11 protein-coding genes are annotated in these 16,320 nt (G+C 69.9%); 7 read left to right on the forward strand and 4 right to left on the reverse strand.

From position 1 onward, the window contains the following. Window position 1 precedes the first annotated feature (1 nt). The 7 genes from pcaG to OL599_RS06655 all read left to right on the forward strand — a co-directional run bounded on the left by pcaG (window position 2) and on the right by OL599_RS06655 (window position 7,747). The gene (gene pcaG / locus OL599_RS06625) at window positions 2–523 is read left to right on the forward strand and encodes a protocatechuate 3,4-dioxygenase subunit alpha (protein WP_264712874.1); all 522 of its coding nucleotides are present in this window, start codon (window positions 2–4) and stop codon (window positions 521–523) included. Next, window positions 523–1,878 carry a class-II fumarase/aspartase family protein gene (locus tag OL599_RS06630; RefSeq protein WP_264712875.1) on the forward strand — a complete coding sequence of 452 codons (1,356 nt, stop codon included), beginning with the start codon at window positions 523–525 and terminating at the stop codon, window positions 1,876–1,878. Before pcaG ends, OL599_RS06630 begins: the two co-directional genes overlap by 1 nt. 280 nt (window positions 1,879–2,158) lie before the next feature. Beyond that, a complete protein-coding gene (locus tag OL599_RS06635; RefSeq protein WP_264712876.1) occupies window positions 2,159–3,499 on the forward strand; it encodes an ABC transporter substrate-binding protein in 1,341 nt (446 codons plus the stop codon). Between the two features lie 181 nt (window positions 3,500–3,680). Beyond that, window positions 3,681–4,631, forward strand: coding sequence for a carbohydrate ABC transporter permease (locus tag OL599_RS06640; RefSeq protein WP_264712877.1), 951 nt, complete (start codon window positions 3,681–3,683; stop codon window positions 4,629–4,631). After that, the gene (locus OL599_RS06645) at window positions 4,628–5,521 is read left to right on the forward strand and encodes a carbohydrate ABC transporter permease (protein WP_264712878.1); all 894 of its coding nucleotides are present in this window, start codon (window positions 4,628–4,630) and stop codon (window positions 5,519–5,521) included. Before OL599_RS06640 ends, OL599_RS06645 begins: the two co-directional genes overlap by 4 nt. Before the next feature lie 7 nt (window positions 5,522–5,528). After that, entirely contained in the window at window positions 5,529–6,626 is a 1,098-nt protein-coding gene (locus OL599_RS06650) for an ABC transporter ATP-binding protein (RefSeq protein WP_264712879.1), read from the forward strand. A 5-nt stretch (window positions 6,627–6,631) separates the two neighbouring features. Beyond that, window positions 6,632–7,747: a malate/lactate/ureidoglycolate dehydrogenase gene (locus tag OL599_RS06655; protein ID WP_264712880.1), complete on the forward strand. Its 1,116-nt coding sequence runs from the start codon at window positions 6,632–6,634 to the stop codon at window positions 7,745–7,747. Between the two features lie 19 nt (window positions 7,748–7,766). On the opposite strand, the gene OL599_RS06660 is transcribed toward OL599_RS06655, so the two are convergent. Genes OL599_RS06660 through OL599_RS06675 form a run of 4 tightly spaced genes read right to left on the reverse strand, consistent with a single transcriptional unit; the run spans window position 7,767 to window position 16,313 of the window. Then, window positions 7,767–9,572, reverse strand: coding sequence for a cation:proton antiporter domain-containing protein (locus OL599_RS06660; RefSeq protein ID WP_264712881.1), 1,806 nt, complete (start codon window positions 9,570–9,572; stop codon window positions 7,767–7,769). A gap of 42 nt (window positions 9,573–9,614) precedes the next feature. After that, complete coding sequence (locus OL599_RS06665; protein WP_264712882.1) at window positions 9,615–10,487, reverse strand: transglutaminase family protein; 873 nt, start codon at window positions 10,485–10,487, stop codon at window positions 9,615–9,617. After that, a complete protein-coding gene (locus OL599_RS06670; RefSeq protein ID WP_264712883.1) occupies window positions 10,484–12,988 on the reverse strand; it encodes a circularly permuted type 2 ATP-grasp protein in 2,505 nt (834 codons plus the stop codon). Before OL599_RS06670 ends, OL599_RS06665 begins: the two co-directional genes overlap by 4 nt. A gap of 13 nt (window positions 12,989–13,001) precedes the next feature. After that, window positions 13,002–16,313, reverse strand: coding sequence for a transglutaminase family protein (locus OL599_RS06675; protein ID WP_264712884.1), 3,312 nt, complete (start codon window positions 16,311–16,313; stop codon window positions 13,002–13,004). Between the last annotated feature and the right edge of the window lie 7 nt (window positions 16,314–16,320).

Genomic DNA, 16,320 nt, shown 5'->3' on the forward strand with positions numbered 1-16,320 from the left:
CATGCCGATCGCGACCGCCGCCCAGACCATCGGCCCTTACTGGCACCTGATCGAATACCCCGAATTCGCCGACCTGACCCGGTTCGGCGCCGAGGGCGAGAAGGTCGTGCTGACCGGCCTCGTCATCGACGGCGACGGGGCGCCGGTCACGGATGGCTGCATCGAGCTGTGGCAGGCCAGCCCCGCCGCCGGCGCGCGCTTCCCGGGCTATGGCCGCAGCGCCACCGACGCCGACGGGCGCTTCCGCTTCACCACGGTGAAGCCGGGCCCGGTACCGGGCCGCGGCAACACGCTGCAGGCGCCGCATTTCGCCATCAACATCCTGGCGCGCGGCATCCTGACCCGGCTCTACACCCGCGCCTATTTCGAAGACGAGAAGCTGAACGGGACCGACCCGCTGCTGACCGCCATCGACGATCCGGCGCGGCGCGCGACCCTGCTCGCCCGGCCCGATGGCCCCGGCATCTGGCGCATGGATATCCGCCTGCAAGGCGACGGCGAAACCGTGTTCATCGAAGTCTGATGCCCGTCAATCCCGCCGACAGCCCGGTCCTCGGCACGCTCTATGGCTCGGACGCCATGCGCGCCGTCTTCGACGAACGCAGCTGGTTCCAGCGCATGCTGGACGTGGAGGCGGCGCTGGCGCGCGTGCAGGCGCGCCTGGGCCTGATCCCGCCGGATGCAGGCGCGGCCATCACCGCGGCGGCGCGGGTGGACAACCTCGACACCGCCGAGCTGGCCGCGAGCGTGCGCAATGTCGGCTATCCCGTGGTCGGCGTGGTCAAGGGCCTGTCGCGCGCGGCCGGAGCGGCCGGCGCCTGGACGCATTGGGGTGCGACCACCCAGGACATCATGGACAGCGCCACGGCGCTGCAAGTGCGCGACGGCCTGGCGCTGATCCGCGGCGAACTGGTTGCCATCATCCGCGCCCTGGCCACCCAGGCCGACGCCCACCGCCACACCGTCATGGCCGGGCGAACGCATCTGCAGCACGCTTTGCCCGTCACCTTCGGCCTGAAATGCGCGGTCTGGCTGCAGCCGCTGGTCACCCATGTCGCGCGGCTCGATCAGCTGCGCCCGCGCGTGGAGATGGTGCAGTTCGGCGGCGCCGCGGGCACGCTGGCATCGCTCGGCCCGGACGGGCTGAAGGTGATCGACGGGCTGGCCGCTGAACTCGGCCTCGCCGCCCCGGCGGCGCCCTGGCACGTCGCCCGCGACGGCTTCGCCGAGGCCGTGGGCTCCCTGGGCCTGCTATGCGGCAGCCTGGCCAAGATCGCCACCGACATCATCCTGCTGGCGCAGACCGAGATCGGCGAGGTCTGCGAGCCCTATGTCGCCGGGCGCGGCCAGTCCTCGACCATGCCGCAGAAGCGCAACCCGATCGCCAGCGAATACGTGCTCGCCAGCGCCCGGGCGGTGCAGGCGCTGGTGCCGCTGATGCAGGGCGCGATGGCCCAGGACCACGAACGCGCCACCGGCCCCTGGCAGGCCGAGCTGCTGGCGCTGCCGCAGGCCTTCGTGCTGACCCACGGTGCGTTGCAACATGCCCGCACCATTGCCGAGGGCATGGTGGTGGACGCCGCCCGCATGCGCCGCAACCTCGATGCCACCGGCGGGCTGATCGTGGCCGAGGCGGTGATGATGGGCCTGGCGCCGCAGCTTGGCCGCGAGGCCGCGCACCATGCGGTGAAGCACGCCTGCGACCTGGCCCTGGCCGAGGGCCTGTCGCTCGCCGATGCGCTGACGCGCGAGCCGGAGGTGGCGGCGCGGCTGGACCGCGCGGCGATCGGGCGGCTGACCGATCCCGCCGCCTATCTCGGCAGCGCCGACGCGTTTCTCGATCGTGTGCTTGAAATCGCCCGGGCGATCCGGGCTTAATTGGTATAGGATGCGGCCGCGGGCCGAAGCCCGGATCGAAGACGTGCGAGCAGGAGCAGCAATACCCGGCTCAGCTGCGCGTGAGGCGACGCGCCTGTAAGCATCGGCGGCATGTCGCAAGACGATGCCGCGTATCGGCAGGATAAGCCGCAGCATGACGTTGCTTCTGTCCACACCATATGCATAAGTTGTTGATGCTCAACAGCGGGACCAACCCGCGCAACGCGAGATGAGACGCGGCGCCCACCAGAGCGCCGCGGTAGGGAAGGATTCAAATACGATGCTGAAGACGCGCGTTTCGCGCCGCAAGGCGCTCAAGCTCGGGGTGGCCGCCGCGGCGCTGCCGCTGGTGCATATCCGCACCGCCGGCGCCGCCGGCAAGCTGTCGATCGGGTTCTGGGACCATTGGGTGCCGGCCGGCAATGATGTGATGCGCAAGCAGGTCGCTGCTTTCGCCGAGAAGAACAAGGTCGAGGTCCAGGCCGACTTCATCACCTCGGTCGGCAACAAGAACCTGCTGACCCTGGCCGCCGAGGCCCAGGCCAAGACCGGGCACGACGTTCAGGCCTTCCCGAGCTGGGAAGTCCTGAACCACGTCAACGACCTCGAGCCGATGGACGACGTGATGGGCCGGCTCGGCGAGAAGTATGGCGCGGTCAACCGCGTGGTCGAGTACCTCGCGAAAATCAAGGGTCACTGGCTCGCGGTTCCCAGCAGTTCCGGCACCCAGAACAAGGGCCCGTGCGGACGCATCAGCATCCTCAAGGACGCCGCCGGCCTCGACGTGCAGGCGATGTATCCGGCCCGGCCCGAGCATACCGCGCTGGCCGACGCCTGGACCTATGATGCCATGCTCAAGGCCGCCGAGGCCTGTGCCAAGATCGGCAAGCAGTTCGGCATGGGCCTGGGCCAGACGTCCGACTCGGTGGACGCGATCGGCTCCATCTTCGCCGCCTTCGGCGCCGAGCTGGTGAACGCGAAGGGCGAGATCACCGTGAAGTCGGACGCGGTGCGTCAGGTCCTGGAATACGGCCAGAGGCTGGTGAAGTTCCTGCCGGCCGACGCGGTCAGCTACGACGACGCGTCGAACAACCGCGCCTTGATCTCCGGCCAGAGCGCGCTGATCTGGAATCCGCCATCGGCATGGGCGGTTGCCAAGCGCGACGCGCTGCAGGTGGCCTCGGATTGCTGGACTTTCCCGCCGCCGACCGGCCCGAAGGGACGGTTCGTGCCGTACCTGCCGTATTTCTGGGGCATGTGGAAGTTCAGCCAGAACAAGACGGCCGGGAAGGAACTGATCGAGTTCCTGATGCAGCGCGACAATGTCGAGGCCCGGTGCACCGTGGTGGAGGGCTACGACCTGCCGCCGTTCGACGGCATGCTCGACTTCAAGGTGTGGGAGGAGGTCCAGCCGCCCAAGGGCACCGTCTACAACTACCCGCTGCGCAAGCACCACAACTCGATGGCGCATATCGCGGCCCTGCCCGCGCCGCCCGACGTCGCCGTGCAGATCTACAACCGTGGCACCATGCCGACGATGTTCGCCAAGCTGCAGAGCGGGCAGTCGATACCGCAGGTGGTCGCCTGGGCCGCCGACGAACTCGAAGGCTTCACTCGCTGATCCGACCGGCGCGGGCCGCGCTTCGGCGTGGCCCGCGCCACATCTTCAGGCTCGCGGCCTGCCCCCCCTGATCGCAGTTGCGATGTCCGGGGCCGGTGGGCCGCCAGGATCATGATCGAGCGTGCCGTCTCGGGCGTCCGCCGCGTTCATGTCCGGGATGCAACGCTACGGGAGGAAAGGCATGGCGGACGGCACAAGCATTTCAGCCAATCTGGCCGCGCCGGCGCGCGCCGCCATGGCGCCGCCGAGCGGCATGCGCAAGTTCATGCGACGACGTTCGACCATCGCGGTGCTGATGGCCATGCCGCTGATCCTGCTGATCGCGGGCCTGGTGATCTGGCCGGCCATCTACGCGATCTGGCTGAGCATGCTGAACAAGCGGATGACCCAGTTCGTCGGCCTGGGCAACTACGCGTTCCTGCTGAAGCGCAACACGTTCCAGCTGGTGATCTTCCAAAGCTGCCTGTTCGCGGTCACCGCCGTCATCCTCAAGGCCCTGCTCGGCTTCATCGTCGCGCATCTGATGCACAACATCCCCGGCAAGAATCAGCGCATCTGGCGCGGCCTGCTGCTGGTGCCCTGGGTGATCCCGCTGGCGCTGTCCACGCTGAGCTGGTGGTGGCTGTTCGACCCGTCCTATTCGGCGTTCAACTGGATCCTGAATTCATTGGGCTTCCAATCCGTGCCGTGGCTCGGCGTCGGCTGGAACGCGCGCTTCGCCGTGATCGCGGTGAACGTGTGGTTCGGCACGCCGTTCTTCATGATCATGTATCTGGCCGCCCTCAAATCCGTGCCCGAGCAGTTGTATGAGGCGGCCGCGATCGACGGTGCCGGGCCGGTGCAGAAGCTGCTGCACGTCACCCTGCCGATGATGCGCAACATCATCGCCATCACCGTGCTGTTCAGCCTGATCGTCACCTTCGCCGATTTCGATATCGTGCGGATCCTGACCGCCGGCGGGCCGCAGGACATGACGCATCTGTTCGCCACCTACGCCTTCTCGGTCGGCATCCAGTCAGGCGACATCCCGCTCGGCGCCTCGGTCAGCCTGTTCATGTTGCCGATCCTGGCCGTCGCGGCGTTCTTCGTGCTGCGCGGCGTCACCCGTCGCACCCAGGAGATCGCGGCATGAGCAGCACGACAGCCACCGCCGGCGCCGTCGCGCAAGCCCGGCGCACCAGCCTGCACCGGCAAAGGGCCTGGACGCTGAAGGCCAGCTACGCCGTGCTGACGCTGATGGTGGTATTCTTCCTGGTGCCGCCGTTCTACATGGTGATGACCAGCCTGAAGTCCTCGGCCGAGATCTCCGCACAGCAGGGCAATCCCTGGATCGTCCAGCACCCGACACTGGCGAATTTCGCCGAGCTGATCGCCAATTCCAATTTCCAGACCTTCTTCGTGAACTCGGTCATCGTCACCGTCCTGGTGGTGGTCATCAGCATGAGCATCTCGGTGCTGGCCGCCTTCAGCCTGACGCGCATGGGATTCTGGGGCAGCCAGACACTCGCCACCGGCGTGTTCCTCACCTACCTGATTCCGGCCTCGCTGCTGTTCATTCCGCTATTCCAGATCATCGGCAAGCTTGGCCTGATCAACAGCTTCTGGTGCCTGGTGCTGCTCTATCCCACGCTTGCGGTGCCGTTCTGCACCTGGATCATGATCGGCTATTTCAGCTCGATCCCGCGTGAGCTCGACGAGGCCGCGCTGATCGACGGGGCCGGATACATGCAGATGCTGCTGCGCATCTTCATTCCGGTGGCGATGCCCGGCATCATCGCGGCGACGATCTTCGCGTTCACCGCAAGCTGGGGCGCGTTCCTGTATCCGCTGGCCTATCTGTACACGACGGACCAGATGGTCTTGACCGTCGGGATCGTGAGTGACCTGATTCGCGGCGACGTGTTCCAGTGGGGCAAGATCATGGCCGGCTGCGTGCTGGCGGCCGTACCGCCAGTGCTGATCTATGCTTTCCTGATGGACTACTACATCGCCGGCCTGACCGCCGGTGCAACCAAGGGATAGACCAGGTATGGCGCAGGTTTCGATCCGCAAGGTCGTCAAGGCTTACGAGGGCAACGTCCAGGCCGTCAAAGGCATCGATCTGGAAATCGCCGACGAGGAGTTCGTCGTGCTGGTCGGTCCCTCCGGCTGCGGCAAGTCCACCACGCTGCGCATGGTCGCGGGGCTCGAGGAGATCACCTCCGGCGAGATCTGGATCGGCGGCGACGTGGTCAACGACGTGCCGCCGCGCGACCGCGACATCGCCATGGTGTTCCAGAACTACGCGCTCTATCCGCACATGTCGGTGTTCGACAACATGGCCTTCGGCCTGAAGCTGCGGAAGTTCCCGAAGGACGAGATCAAGCGCCGGGTGGACGAGGCAGCCCGCATCCTCGACATCCAGGCGCTGCTGGAGCGCAAGCCGAAGGCCCTGTCCGGCGGCCAGCGCCAGCGCGTGGCCATGGGCCGCGCCATCGTGCGCAACCCCAAGGTGTTCCTGTTCGACGAGCCGCTCTCCAACCTCGACGCCAAGCTGCGCGTGCAAATGCGCACCGAGATCAAGAAGGTGCACCAGACCATCCCCACCACCACCGTCTACGTGACCCACGACCAGGTGGAGGCGATGACTCTGGCCGACCGCGTGGTGGTGATGAACCACGGCGTGATCGAGCAGGTGGGCCCGCCGCAGGAGCTGTACCACAACCCCGCCACCCGCTTCGTCGCCGGCTTCATCGGCAGCCCGGCGATGAACTTCCTGCCCGTGCGCGTGCTGGATGACGGCGGACTGAAGGTCGAGCTCGCCAACGGCGTGAAGCTGGCAGTGCCGCCGCAGCGGGTCGACCGCTACGGCCCGTACAAGGGCCGGCAGATGACCCTGGGCCTGCGCCCGGAGCACCTGACGGAAATCCGGGATACCGAGAAGCCCAACGTCGTGCGCATCGACTGCATGGTGGACGTGGTCGAGCCGATGGGTATGGAGACGCTGGTGCATTTCTTCATCGACGGCGAGCCCGTCTGCGCCCGCATCGACCCCGTCACCCATTCCGCCCCGAACGAGGTCTTGCCGCTGGCGGCCGACCTGAACAACATGCACCTCATCGACAACGAGAGCGGAAAAGTAGTTTAGCCACGATGGATACGCCGACCGGCCGGCAAGCGGCCACCCACACCATCGGCGCCGACGCCCTGCGGGCTCTCGTCGCCGACATCTTCCGCGCCGCCGGCTGCGATCAGGCGGAGGCGGAGCGCATCGGCTTCCACCTCGTCTCGGCCAACCTCACCGGGCATGACAGCCACGGGGTGATCCGCACGCCGCGCTACGTGCAGTACCTGCGCGAAGGCAAGGTGGTCAAAGGCCAGACCATCAAGGTCGTCGCCGAGAGCCCGACCCATGCGGTCGTCGATGGCGGCTATGGCTTCGGCCAGACCGTGGGCCCGCAGGCGGTCGATCTCGGCATCGCCAAGGCGAAGGCGGCCGGCATGTGCATCGTCGCCCTGCGCAAGTCCGGCCATATCGGCCGCATCGGCGATTGGGGCGAACGCGCCGCCGAGGCCGGGCTGGTGTCGATCCATTTCGTCAATGTCGAGAACGGCGAGCTGGTGGCGCCCTTCGGAGGCGTAAGCCGCCGCTTCTCCACCAATCCGTTCTGCGTCGCCATCCCCTCGCCCGACGGCCAGCCGCCGCTGCTGCTGGACTTCGCCACCTCGCTGGTGGCCGAGGGCAAGGTGCTGGTCGCCTCCAACGGCGGCAAGAAGCTGCCGGAGGGCGCACTGATCAAGGCGGACGGCGAACTCTCCACCGACCCCGCCACGCTGTACGGCCCGCTCACCCAAGGCGGCCCGCGCGACCCGGCCAATGGCGAAGGCGCCATCCGCGCCTTCGGCGAGCACAAGGGCTCCGGCCTGGCGTTCATGTGCGACATCCTCGCGGGCGTGCTGACTGGCGGCGGCACCTCGGGCCCGGTGCCCGGCGGCAAGCGCGGGCTGATCAGCAACGGCATGTTCTCGATCTACCTGGACCCCGCGCATTTCGGCGCCCAGGGCTTCGTCGCCCAGGCCCGCGCGTTCGCCGATTACGTGAAGTCCTCGCGCCCCGCCGCCACGGACGGCGACGTTCTGGTCCCCGGCGAACCCGAGGCGCGCACCCGGGCCACCCGGCTGCAGGATGGCATCCCGCTGCAGGCCGACACCTGGGCCAACCTCGTCACCACCGCACGCAACCTGGGGATTGCCGAACCCCAGGGCTAAACCGATGCGCGGCCGGGCCTCACGCGGCGCCCGGCCGGGCGTCGCGCAGGCGGCGGCGTCCGAACGCACGGACATGGGCATTCGGCGCCCTTTGCTTGATCTCGGCCTGGAACAGGGCGCGCTGCTCGTGGATGGAGGCGATGACCGGCCCCATGGGGATGCCGACATCGACCAGCACCGCCTCGGACAGTTGCAGGCTGGCCTCGATGGTCTCGGGCACCACGTCCGACGCACCCAGGCCGTACAGCAGGGCGGCATGGGCGGCGTCGCGCGCGCGCACGACGATCAGCAGGTCCTCCCGTTCGGCCCGCGCGGTCTCCACCAGGTTCTCGGCGGCGCGGTGGTCGCTCATCGTCACCACCAGGGCGCGGGCGCTGTCAACGTGCAGGCGGCGCAGCATCTCCGTCCGGCTGATGTCGCCCCAGTAGACCGGCCTCCCCAGGCGCCGCTGCTCGGCCACCCGGTCGGCATCGTTGTCGATGGCGACATAGGCCACGCCGTGCTGCTCCAGCATGATCGCCACGGTCTCGCCCACCCGGCCGAAGCCGGCGATGATGACGCGCTGCTCCCCACCATCCAGGTCCGGCACCTGCAGCGCCGGGTCGACCGGCGCGGGCGGCGCGAAGCGTTCGGCCAGGCGGTCGCCGGCATAGGACAGCAACGGAATGCAGGTCATGGTCACCGTGGCCAGGATCAGCACCGTGCCGGCCGCGTCATTGCCGACCAGGCCGAGCGGCGCGGCCACGCCCAGAATCACGAAGCCGAACTCGCCGCCCGGGCCGAGCAGCAGGCCCGATTTCACCGCGGCGCTCCAGCGCACGCCGAAGCAGCGCGCGAGCAACGCCACCACCAGCGCCTTGCCCAGCACCAGCGCCACCACGGCGCCCAGCAGCGGCACCGGATCGGCGAGGATACGGCGCAGATCAAGCCCCATGCCGACGGAGATCAGGAACACGCCCACCAGCAGGCCCTTGAACGGCTCGATCGTCACCTCAACCTGGCGGCGATACTCGGTCTCGGCCAGCAGCAGCCCCGCGATCAGCGCGCCCATGGCCATCGACAGCCCGGCCGCGGCGGTGGCGAGGCCGGTGGCAAGAATCACCAGCAGGCAGGCGGCCATGAACAGCTCGGGGCTGTCGGTGCGCGCCACGCTGCGGAACAGCCGGCGCAGCCCCAGCCGGCCAAACCCGATCACGGCGAGGATGGCGACCACGGCCTGCGCGACCGCGATGCCGAGCGCGGCCATCCCGTCCCCCTCCGGGCCGTGGCCGAGCAGGCTGATGGCGAACAGCGCCGGCACCACCGCGAGGTCCTGGAACAGCAGCACCGCGAACGAGGTGCGCCCCGCCGGCGCGCCCAGCCCCTGCTTCGCCGCCAGCACCTGCAGCACGATCGCCGTGGACGACATGGCCAGCGCCAGCCCGATCACCGCCGCGGCCAGCGGCGGCTGCCCCAGCCACGACGCCACCCACCCGATCGCCGCCGCCGAGCAGACGACCTGCAATGTTCCCAGCCCGAACACCAGGCGGCGCATGACCTTCAGCCGGTCGAAGGACAGCTCCAGCCCGATCATGAACATCAGCATGACCACGCCCAGCTCGGCCGCGGGTGCGATCGCCTCGGGATCGGACATGGTGACCGCCGCCAGCCAGGGCAGTTGCGGCACCCAGGCCGCCACGCCGAACGGGCCGACGACGATGCCGACCAGGATGAACCCCAGGACGGGGCTGACCTTGATGCGGTGGAAGATCGGGATCACCACCCCGGCGGCGCCCAGGAAAATCAGACCCTGACGAAAGATGGCCAACTCCGGCGCTGGTGCCATTCAACCCTCCATGCTTGCGCGGCACCGCCAATCCGACGCCAATCAACGTGGTTCAAGATCCACACTTACTGTTACCGTGTGATGTCCGCCGCCCAGAATAACGCCGCGCACCGGGCTGATGTCGCCATAATCGCGCCCCCAGGCCAACACCACGTGCTCGTCGCGCACCACCAGGTCGTTGGTGGGGTCCAGGTCCACCCAGCCATGCTCCGGCCCCAGCCAGGCTCCCACCCAGGCATGCGACTGGTCGGCCCCGCGCCGCGGCGGCGCGCCCGGCGGCGGCCTGGTGCGCAGATAGCCGGAGACGTAGCGGGCCGGCAGCCCCAGCGCACGCAGCCCGGCGATCATCAGATGGGTGAAGTCCTGGCAGACGCCTTCGCGCTGCGCCAGCACGCGCGCGGCCGCGGTGTGCACGGTGGTGGCGCCGGGCTTGAAGCGGAAGTCGCGGCGGATGCGCGCGTTCAGCTCCAACAGCCCTTGCAGCACCGGCCGCCCGGGCGGGAAGCTCGCGGCCGCATAGGCGCCGACGCCAGCATCGGCCAGTGCCATCGGGCTGTCGAAGACGAATTCCGCCGCCTGCCAGGCCGCCGGCCCGCCGGCGCGGGCCGCCGCCGCTACCTGCTCCCACGGCGGCGTCGCCTCGGCTGGCGGCGGCAGCGGGAACAGCACCTCCACCTGCGCCTGCACCGTCACCTCGAAGCGATCATGCGGCAGGTCCAGGAACACCCAGCAGACATGGTTGCCGAAATGGTCCTCGCCCTCGGTCACGCGGCTGGGCGGCGGCTGGACCGCAACCTGGGCGGCGGTCACCACCTGCCAGGGCAGCGTGCGCGGCGACAGGTGCAGCATGTGGCTGGCGAGGTCCACCGGCTCGTCGTAGGCATAGCCGGTCGTGTGGCCGACGCGGTACTTCACGCCGCCCCCCGCAGCTCGCCGGAGTCGCCGCTCAATCCCAGCGTCTGCACGGCGGGCAGCAGGGCGAAATAGCGCCGGGTGATCCGGTCCGACAGCGCCGCGATCCCGGCGGCGATGGCCGGCAGACGCTGCGGCAGCGCAGCGGCGGCTTCGGCCTGGTCCGCTGCCGCCAGCACCCCCGCCACCAGCGCCTCCACCTCCGCCAGCAGGCCCGCGGCGGCGCCCGCCAGCAACGCGCGTGCGCCACTCTCGCCGTTCAGCTCATCCAGCAGCGCATGCGTCTGCGCCAACTGGAAGGCGAGGCCGCGCGGATTGCCCTGGTCGGCCAGAACCAGATCCAGCACCGGGGCGGGCTGCAGCACGTTGAGGTAGCGGCTGCGATAGGTGATGGCGGAATCGCACAGCTCCAGCACCAGCCGCAGCCCGCCGTCGATGCGCTGCGGCGGCTGGTCCAGCGCGAAGGCCACTTCGCACGCCACCGCCTGCCCGCGCTCGATGCGCCGGCCCAGATCCAGGAACATCCAGCCGCCACCGCGCACCATGTTCTCCGCCGCGACCCCGGCGACGGCGGCGGAGAAGCGCATGATGCCGACCATCGCATGCGACAGCCCGTCCAGGCTGCGGTCCACGGCGGCAGCATCGGCGCGCGCGGCGCGCAGGGTCTGGGTGAAGGTGGCGTACATGTCGCCGGTCAGCCGGTCGCGCACGCTTTCGGTCAGGCGTGCCACCTGGGCGAACATGACGCCGATCGAGCCGGCGTCGCGCCCCGCCGACAGCAGCGCCTCGGCCATGGTGGTGGTGGCCGCGGTGCCGGCGGCCTCGGGCGGGATCACGCCGGCCTCGGCCAGACAGCGGCCGAGCGCCTGCAGCTCGGTCACCTCGTGCGGCATCACCGCAGTGCCGCGGCCCAACCGCGCCACCGCCGCGCGCACCAGCCGGGCCGCCCGCTCCAGCCGCTCCACATAGCGGCCCAGCCAGAACAGATTGTCGGCCACCCGGCTCGGCAGGTCGCCGGTGGCGCGGCGCAGGCGCACCGGCGGCACGATCAGCGCCGCCGGGCCGACGATGTCGCTGCGGTCCTCCGTCAGCACCCACACGTCCTTGGAGATGGCGGCCTGCGACGGCCGCCCGGCCGTGCTTCCGCTGGGCTCCATGACACGCGCGAGCCCGCCGGGCATGGCGCGCCAGCCGGCGCCGTCCCACACCAGGAACAAGCGCAGCACCACCGGCTTCGGCTCCAGCCCGCCGGCGGTCAGACAAGGCGCGACCGAGGGTGGAACGGCCGCCGAGGCCGCCCATTCCCACGGACGCGCGGCGACCCTGGCCATCAGCGCCTGGCGCGCGGACGGCTCCATCACCGCGGGCGCGAGCGCGTGCACGGTGCCGTCCAGCGCCGGGCGCACCAGCCAGCGAGCGGGGTCCTGCTGCACCATCACGCGCGCCCGCTCCTCGCCCAGCCATAGCGTCGGCACGCTGTCGGTCAGCAGCCTCTCGCCCAGCAGGCGCAGGCACAGCGCCGGCAGGAAGGCCGCCAGCGCCGGGGCTTCCACCACGCCCGAGCCGGGGTCGTTGGCGATGCGCACGGTGCCGCCGCGGGCGGCATCGATGAGGCCGGGCACGCCGATCAGGCTGCCCGCCTCCAGCTCCAGCGGGTCGATCATCCGCCCGTCCATCCGGCGCAGCAGCACGTCCACCTGCTGCAGGCCCTTCAGCGTCTTCAGGAACACCGCGCCGCCGCGCACCGTCAGGTCGCCGCCCTCGACCAGCGCGCAGGACAGCTCGCGCGACAGATACATGTGCTCGAACCACTGCGGATTGGCGGTTCCCGGGGTCAGCAGCGCCACCGCCGGATTGGCTTTCGGCCGGCCGGACGGGTCGGGCGGAGCGAGCCGCTGCAGCGCGTCCTGCCATACGTCGAAGAACGGCCGCAGCAGGCGCACCTGCATGGTGCGGAACGCCTCCGGCAGCACGCGGCCGAGCAGCCGGCGGTTCTCCCGCGCATAGCCGAGCCCGCCGGCGGCCGCGGTGCGGTCGGCCAGCACCCGCCACGCGCCGTCCGGGCCGCGCACAAGGTCGGCGGCATAGAGCTGCAGCAGGTGCCGGGGCGGCAGGCCGCAGCAGGGGCGCAGGAAGCCCGGATTGGGGAACACCAGCGCTGGCGGCAGCGTGCCGTCCGCCAGCAGGGTCTGCTTGCCGTAGATGTCCTGCAGGATCGCTTCCAGCAGCCGCGCACGCTGGGCCAGCCCGGCCTCCAGCGCGGTGAACTCGTCTTGCGGGATCAGCAGCGGGATCGGATCGCAGCGCCAGGCATGCATATCGGCCTGCGCGCCCGGCAGCACGCTGGTGACACCCTCCTCCTCGAAGGCGCGGTCCAGGCGGCGCGCGCGCGCCTGCAACCCCTCGTCACCGAAGGCCGTGAGGGCGCCGAGCAGGCCGCGCCAATGCGGACGCAGCCCGCCGCGTCCATCCACCATCTCATCGAGCGCAGCCGGGCGTGTCACCGGCGGGATTTTCTCAGGCGAATCGGCGCAGGTCCAGTGTGCGCGGATGCTCGCGGCCGATCGTCCCGCGCGGCTCCGGCATCGGGCCTGGGGTGTGGCCGATCGGGAAGAAGCGGGCGCGGCGGCGGGCCTCGGCCTCGCCCGCGTTCACCGGGAAGGTGTCGTAGCTGCGCCCACCGGGATGCGCCACATGGTGACTCAGGCCGCCCAGGCTGCGGCCGCTCCAGCGGTCGTAGATGTCGAACACCAGCGGGGTCTGCGCGGCGATGGTGGGGTGCAGCGCGTTCGGCGGCGCCCAGGCCTTGAAGCGCACGCCGGCCACGTATTCGCCAGCCTGCCCGGTGCGGGTGAGCGGCACCGCCACGCCGTTGCAGGCAAGCACGTAGCGCTCCTCCACCCAGCCGGTCACACGGGCCTGCAGCCGTTCGGCGGAACTGTCCACATAGCGCACCATGCCGCTGGGCGACGCATCCTCGCCCAGCACGTGCCACGGCTCCAGTGCGTGGCGGATCTCCAGTTCCATGCCGCGCACGGCGCTCTCGCCCATCTTGGGGAAGCGGAATTCCAGATGCGGCGCGAACCAGTCGGGATCGAGCCTGAAGCCCCAGCCGGCCAGTTCCTCCAGCACGTCGCGGAAATCCTGCTCGCAGTAATGCGGCAGCATGTACGCATCGTGCAGCCGGGTGCCCCAGCGCACCATCCGCCGCTCGTACGGATGCTGCCAGAACGCGGCCACGGCGGCGCGCATCAGCAGCATCTGGGCGGCGGACATGCGGGCATGCGGCGGCATCTCGAAGGCGCGGAATTCCACCAGCCCGCGCCGGCCGGCAACGCCGTTCGGGTCGTACATCTTGTCGATGCAGAACTCCGTCCGGTGGGTGTTGCCGGTCATGTCCGCCAGGATGTTGCGGAAGATCCGGTCGGTCAGCCAGGGCGGGGTCGGCCTGGACGGCGTGATCTGGCTGAACGCGATCTCCAGCTCGGCGGTGGCATCGTCGCGCGCCTCGTCGATGCGTGGATGCTGGCTGGTAGGACCGATGAACAAGCCACTGAAAAGAAAAGAAAGACTTGGGTGGTTGTGCCAGAACCCCAGCAGGCTCTTCAGCAGGTCCGGGCGGCGCAGGAACGGGGAATCCGCGGGCGTGGCGCCGCCCATCACCACATGGTTGCCGCCACCGGTGCCGACATGGCGGCCGTCCATCATGAACTTTTCCGACGCCAGCCCGACCTGCCGCGCCTCCTCGTAGAGCTGCTCGGTGCGCGCCATATGCTCGGCCCAGGTGGAAGCCGGATGCACGTTCACCTCGATCACGCCGGGATCGGGGGTGACGGAGAAATGCAGCAGGCGCGGGTCGCCGGGCGGCAGATAGCCTTCCAGCACGATGGGCTGGCCCGCCTCCCTGGCCGTCGCCTCCACCGCAGCCACCAGGTCGAGCCAGTCCTCGGCGGCGAACAGCGGCGGGAAGAACACGTGGATCACGCCGCCGCGGCTCTCCACCGTCAGCGCGGTGCGCACCAGATCCGGCTCGTCCTGTCCCACCACCGGGATGTCCTGCGTCACCGGGCGGAAGCCCTCGATGCTGCTCTCGGGCGGACGCGCCTCGCGCAGCCGGCGCAGCACGGCCTGCGGCGGCAGTGGTGCGGGCACGGCGAAAGGATCGGCCTCGAACTGCGGCTCGACCGTGTCGGGGTCGGCCCAGGGCAGGCTGTCCAGCGGCAGGCGCAGGCCGATCGGGCTGTCGCCGGGGATCAGGAACAGCGTGTTGCTGCGGAAGAACCACTTGTCGGTCTGCCAGCGGCGCGCGCCGCCATCGATCACGCGGCGCAGCGGCAACACGCTGCCGACCGGCGAGGCCAGGCCCTGGTCGAAGATGCGCACCATTCGCGCCCGCTCCAGCGGGTCGCGCAACTTGCTGTCCTGCGCCACCACGTTGGCGGGCAGCCGGTGCTCCTTCCATAAATAGTAGTGCACGTCCTCGTGCGCCGGCAGGGCCATCGCCGGGTCCACCTGCAGCCGCTCGGCCAAGGCGGCGGCAAACGCCGCCGCGTCCTCGGCGGTGGCGGTGCCGCGGTCGCGGTCGGGGTCCGCCAGCAGGCCAGGGTCCTGCCACACCGCCTCGCCGTCCGCGCGCCAGTGCGCGGACAACGTCCAGCGCGGCAGCGGCTCGCCGGGATAGAGCTTGCCCATGCCGTATTGCAGCGCCGCGCCCGGCGACCACAGCTTCGCCAGCCGGCGGATCAGGCGGCCGGCAAAGCCACGTTTCGTCGGCCCCAGCGCGTCGGTGTTCCACTCCGGCGCCTCGAAGTCGCTGGCAGCGACGAAGGTGGGCTCGCCGCCCAGGGTCAGGCGCACGTCGCCGGCCACCAGCGCCTGGTCCACCTTGGCGCCCGCGGCCAGGATGTCCTGCCACTGCCGCTCGGTATAAGGCCTGGTGACGCGCGGCGTCTCCAGCACGCGCGTCACGCCCATGGCGAACGCGAAAGTGACGTCGCATTCTTCCACGGCGCCCGAGATCGGGGCGGCCGATTGCGGATCGGGGCTGGCGGCCAGCGGGATATGCCCCTCCCCGGTCATCAGCCCGGAGGTGGCATCGAGCCCGATCCAGCCGGCGCCCGGCAGGTAGACTTCGGCCCAGGCATGCAGGTCGGTGAAGTCGGCGGCCGGTCCCTCCGGCCCTTCCAGCGGCTTGATGTCAGCCACGAGCTGGATCAGGTAGCCGGAGACGAAGCGCGCGGCAAAGCCCAGGCTTCGCAGCAACTGCACCAGCAGCCAGGCGGAGTCGCGGCACGATCCCTTGGCCGCTTCCAGGGTTTCCTCGGGCGTCCACACGCCCGGCTCCAGGCGCACGATGTAGCCGACGCGGCTCTGCACCGCCCGGTTCAGCGCCACCAGCATGTCCACCGTGCGCTGCGCGCCGCGCGGAATCTCCGCCAGCAGCGCCGTCAGCAGCGGTCCGGGGGGGTCCAGCCGGCGGAAGGGTGCAAGTTCCTGCTCCAGCACGGGGTCATAGGCGAACGGCCAGGTTTCGGCCTCCGGCTCCAGGAAGAAGTCGAACGGGTTGATCGTGGCCATGTCGGCGACGACATCCACGCTCACCTCGAAATGCGTCACCTTCCCGGAGAACACCACGCGGGCCAGGAAATTGCCCTGCGGGTCCTGCTGCCAGTTCAGGAAATGCGGCTTCGGCGCGACGCTCAGGGAATAGGACAGCACCGGCGTGCGCGAATGCGGCGCCGGCCGCAGGCGAATGGTCTGCGGGCCCAGGGCGACCGCCTTGTCGTAGCGATAGGTCGTGCGATGGGTGAGCGCGACATGGATCGACATTGGCGGC

Source organism: Limobrevibacterium gyesilva, assembly GCF_025989185.1.
Taxonomy (GTDB): Bacteria; Pseudomonadota; Alphaproteobacteria; order Acetobacterales; family Acetobacteraceae; genus Limobrevibacterium; species Limobrevibacterium gyesilva.

Excerpts from the sequence above, each read along its gene's own strand:
- OL599_RS06675 (WP_264712884.1), bottom strand. The coding sequence starts at position 16,313 with ATGTCGATCCATGTCGCGCTCACCCATCGCACGACCTATCGCTACGAC.
- OL599_RS06655 (WP_264712880.1), top strand. The coding sequence starts at position 6,632 with ATGGATACGCCGACCGGCCGGCAAGCGGCCACCCACACCATCGGCGCC.
- OL599_RS06650 (WP_264712879.1), top strand. The coding sequence starts at position 5,529 with ATGGCGCAGGTTTCGATCCGCAAGGTCGTCAAGGCTTACGAGGGCAAC.
- OL599_RS06645 (WP_264712878.1), top strand. The coding sequence starts at position 4,628 with ATGAGCAGCACGACAGCCACCGCCGGCGCCGTCGCGCAAGCCCGGCGC.
- OL599_RS06635 (WP_264712876.1), top strand. The coding sequence starts at position 2,159 with ATGCTGAAGACGCGCGTTTCGCGCCGCAAGGCGCTCAAGCTCGGGGTG.
- OL599_RS06660 (WP_264712881.1), bottom strand. The coding sequence starts at position 9,572 with ATGGCACCAGCGCCGGAGTTGGCCATCTTTCGTCAGGGTCTGATTTTC.
- OL599_RS06630 (WP_264712875.1), top strand. The coding sequence starts at position 523 with ATGCCCGTCAATCCCGCCGACAGCCCGGTCCTCGGCACGCTCTATGGC.
- OL599_RS06640 (WP_264712877.1), top strand. The coding sequence starts at position 3,681 with ATGGCGGACGGCACAAGCATTTCAGCCAATCTGGCCGCGCCGGCGCGC.
- pcaG (WP_264712874.1), top strand. The coding sequence starts at position 2 with ATGCCGATCGCGACCGCCGCCCAGACCATCGGCCCTTACTGGCACCTG.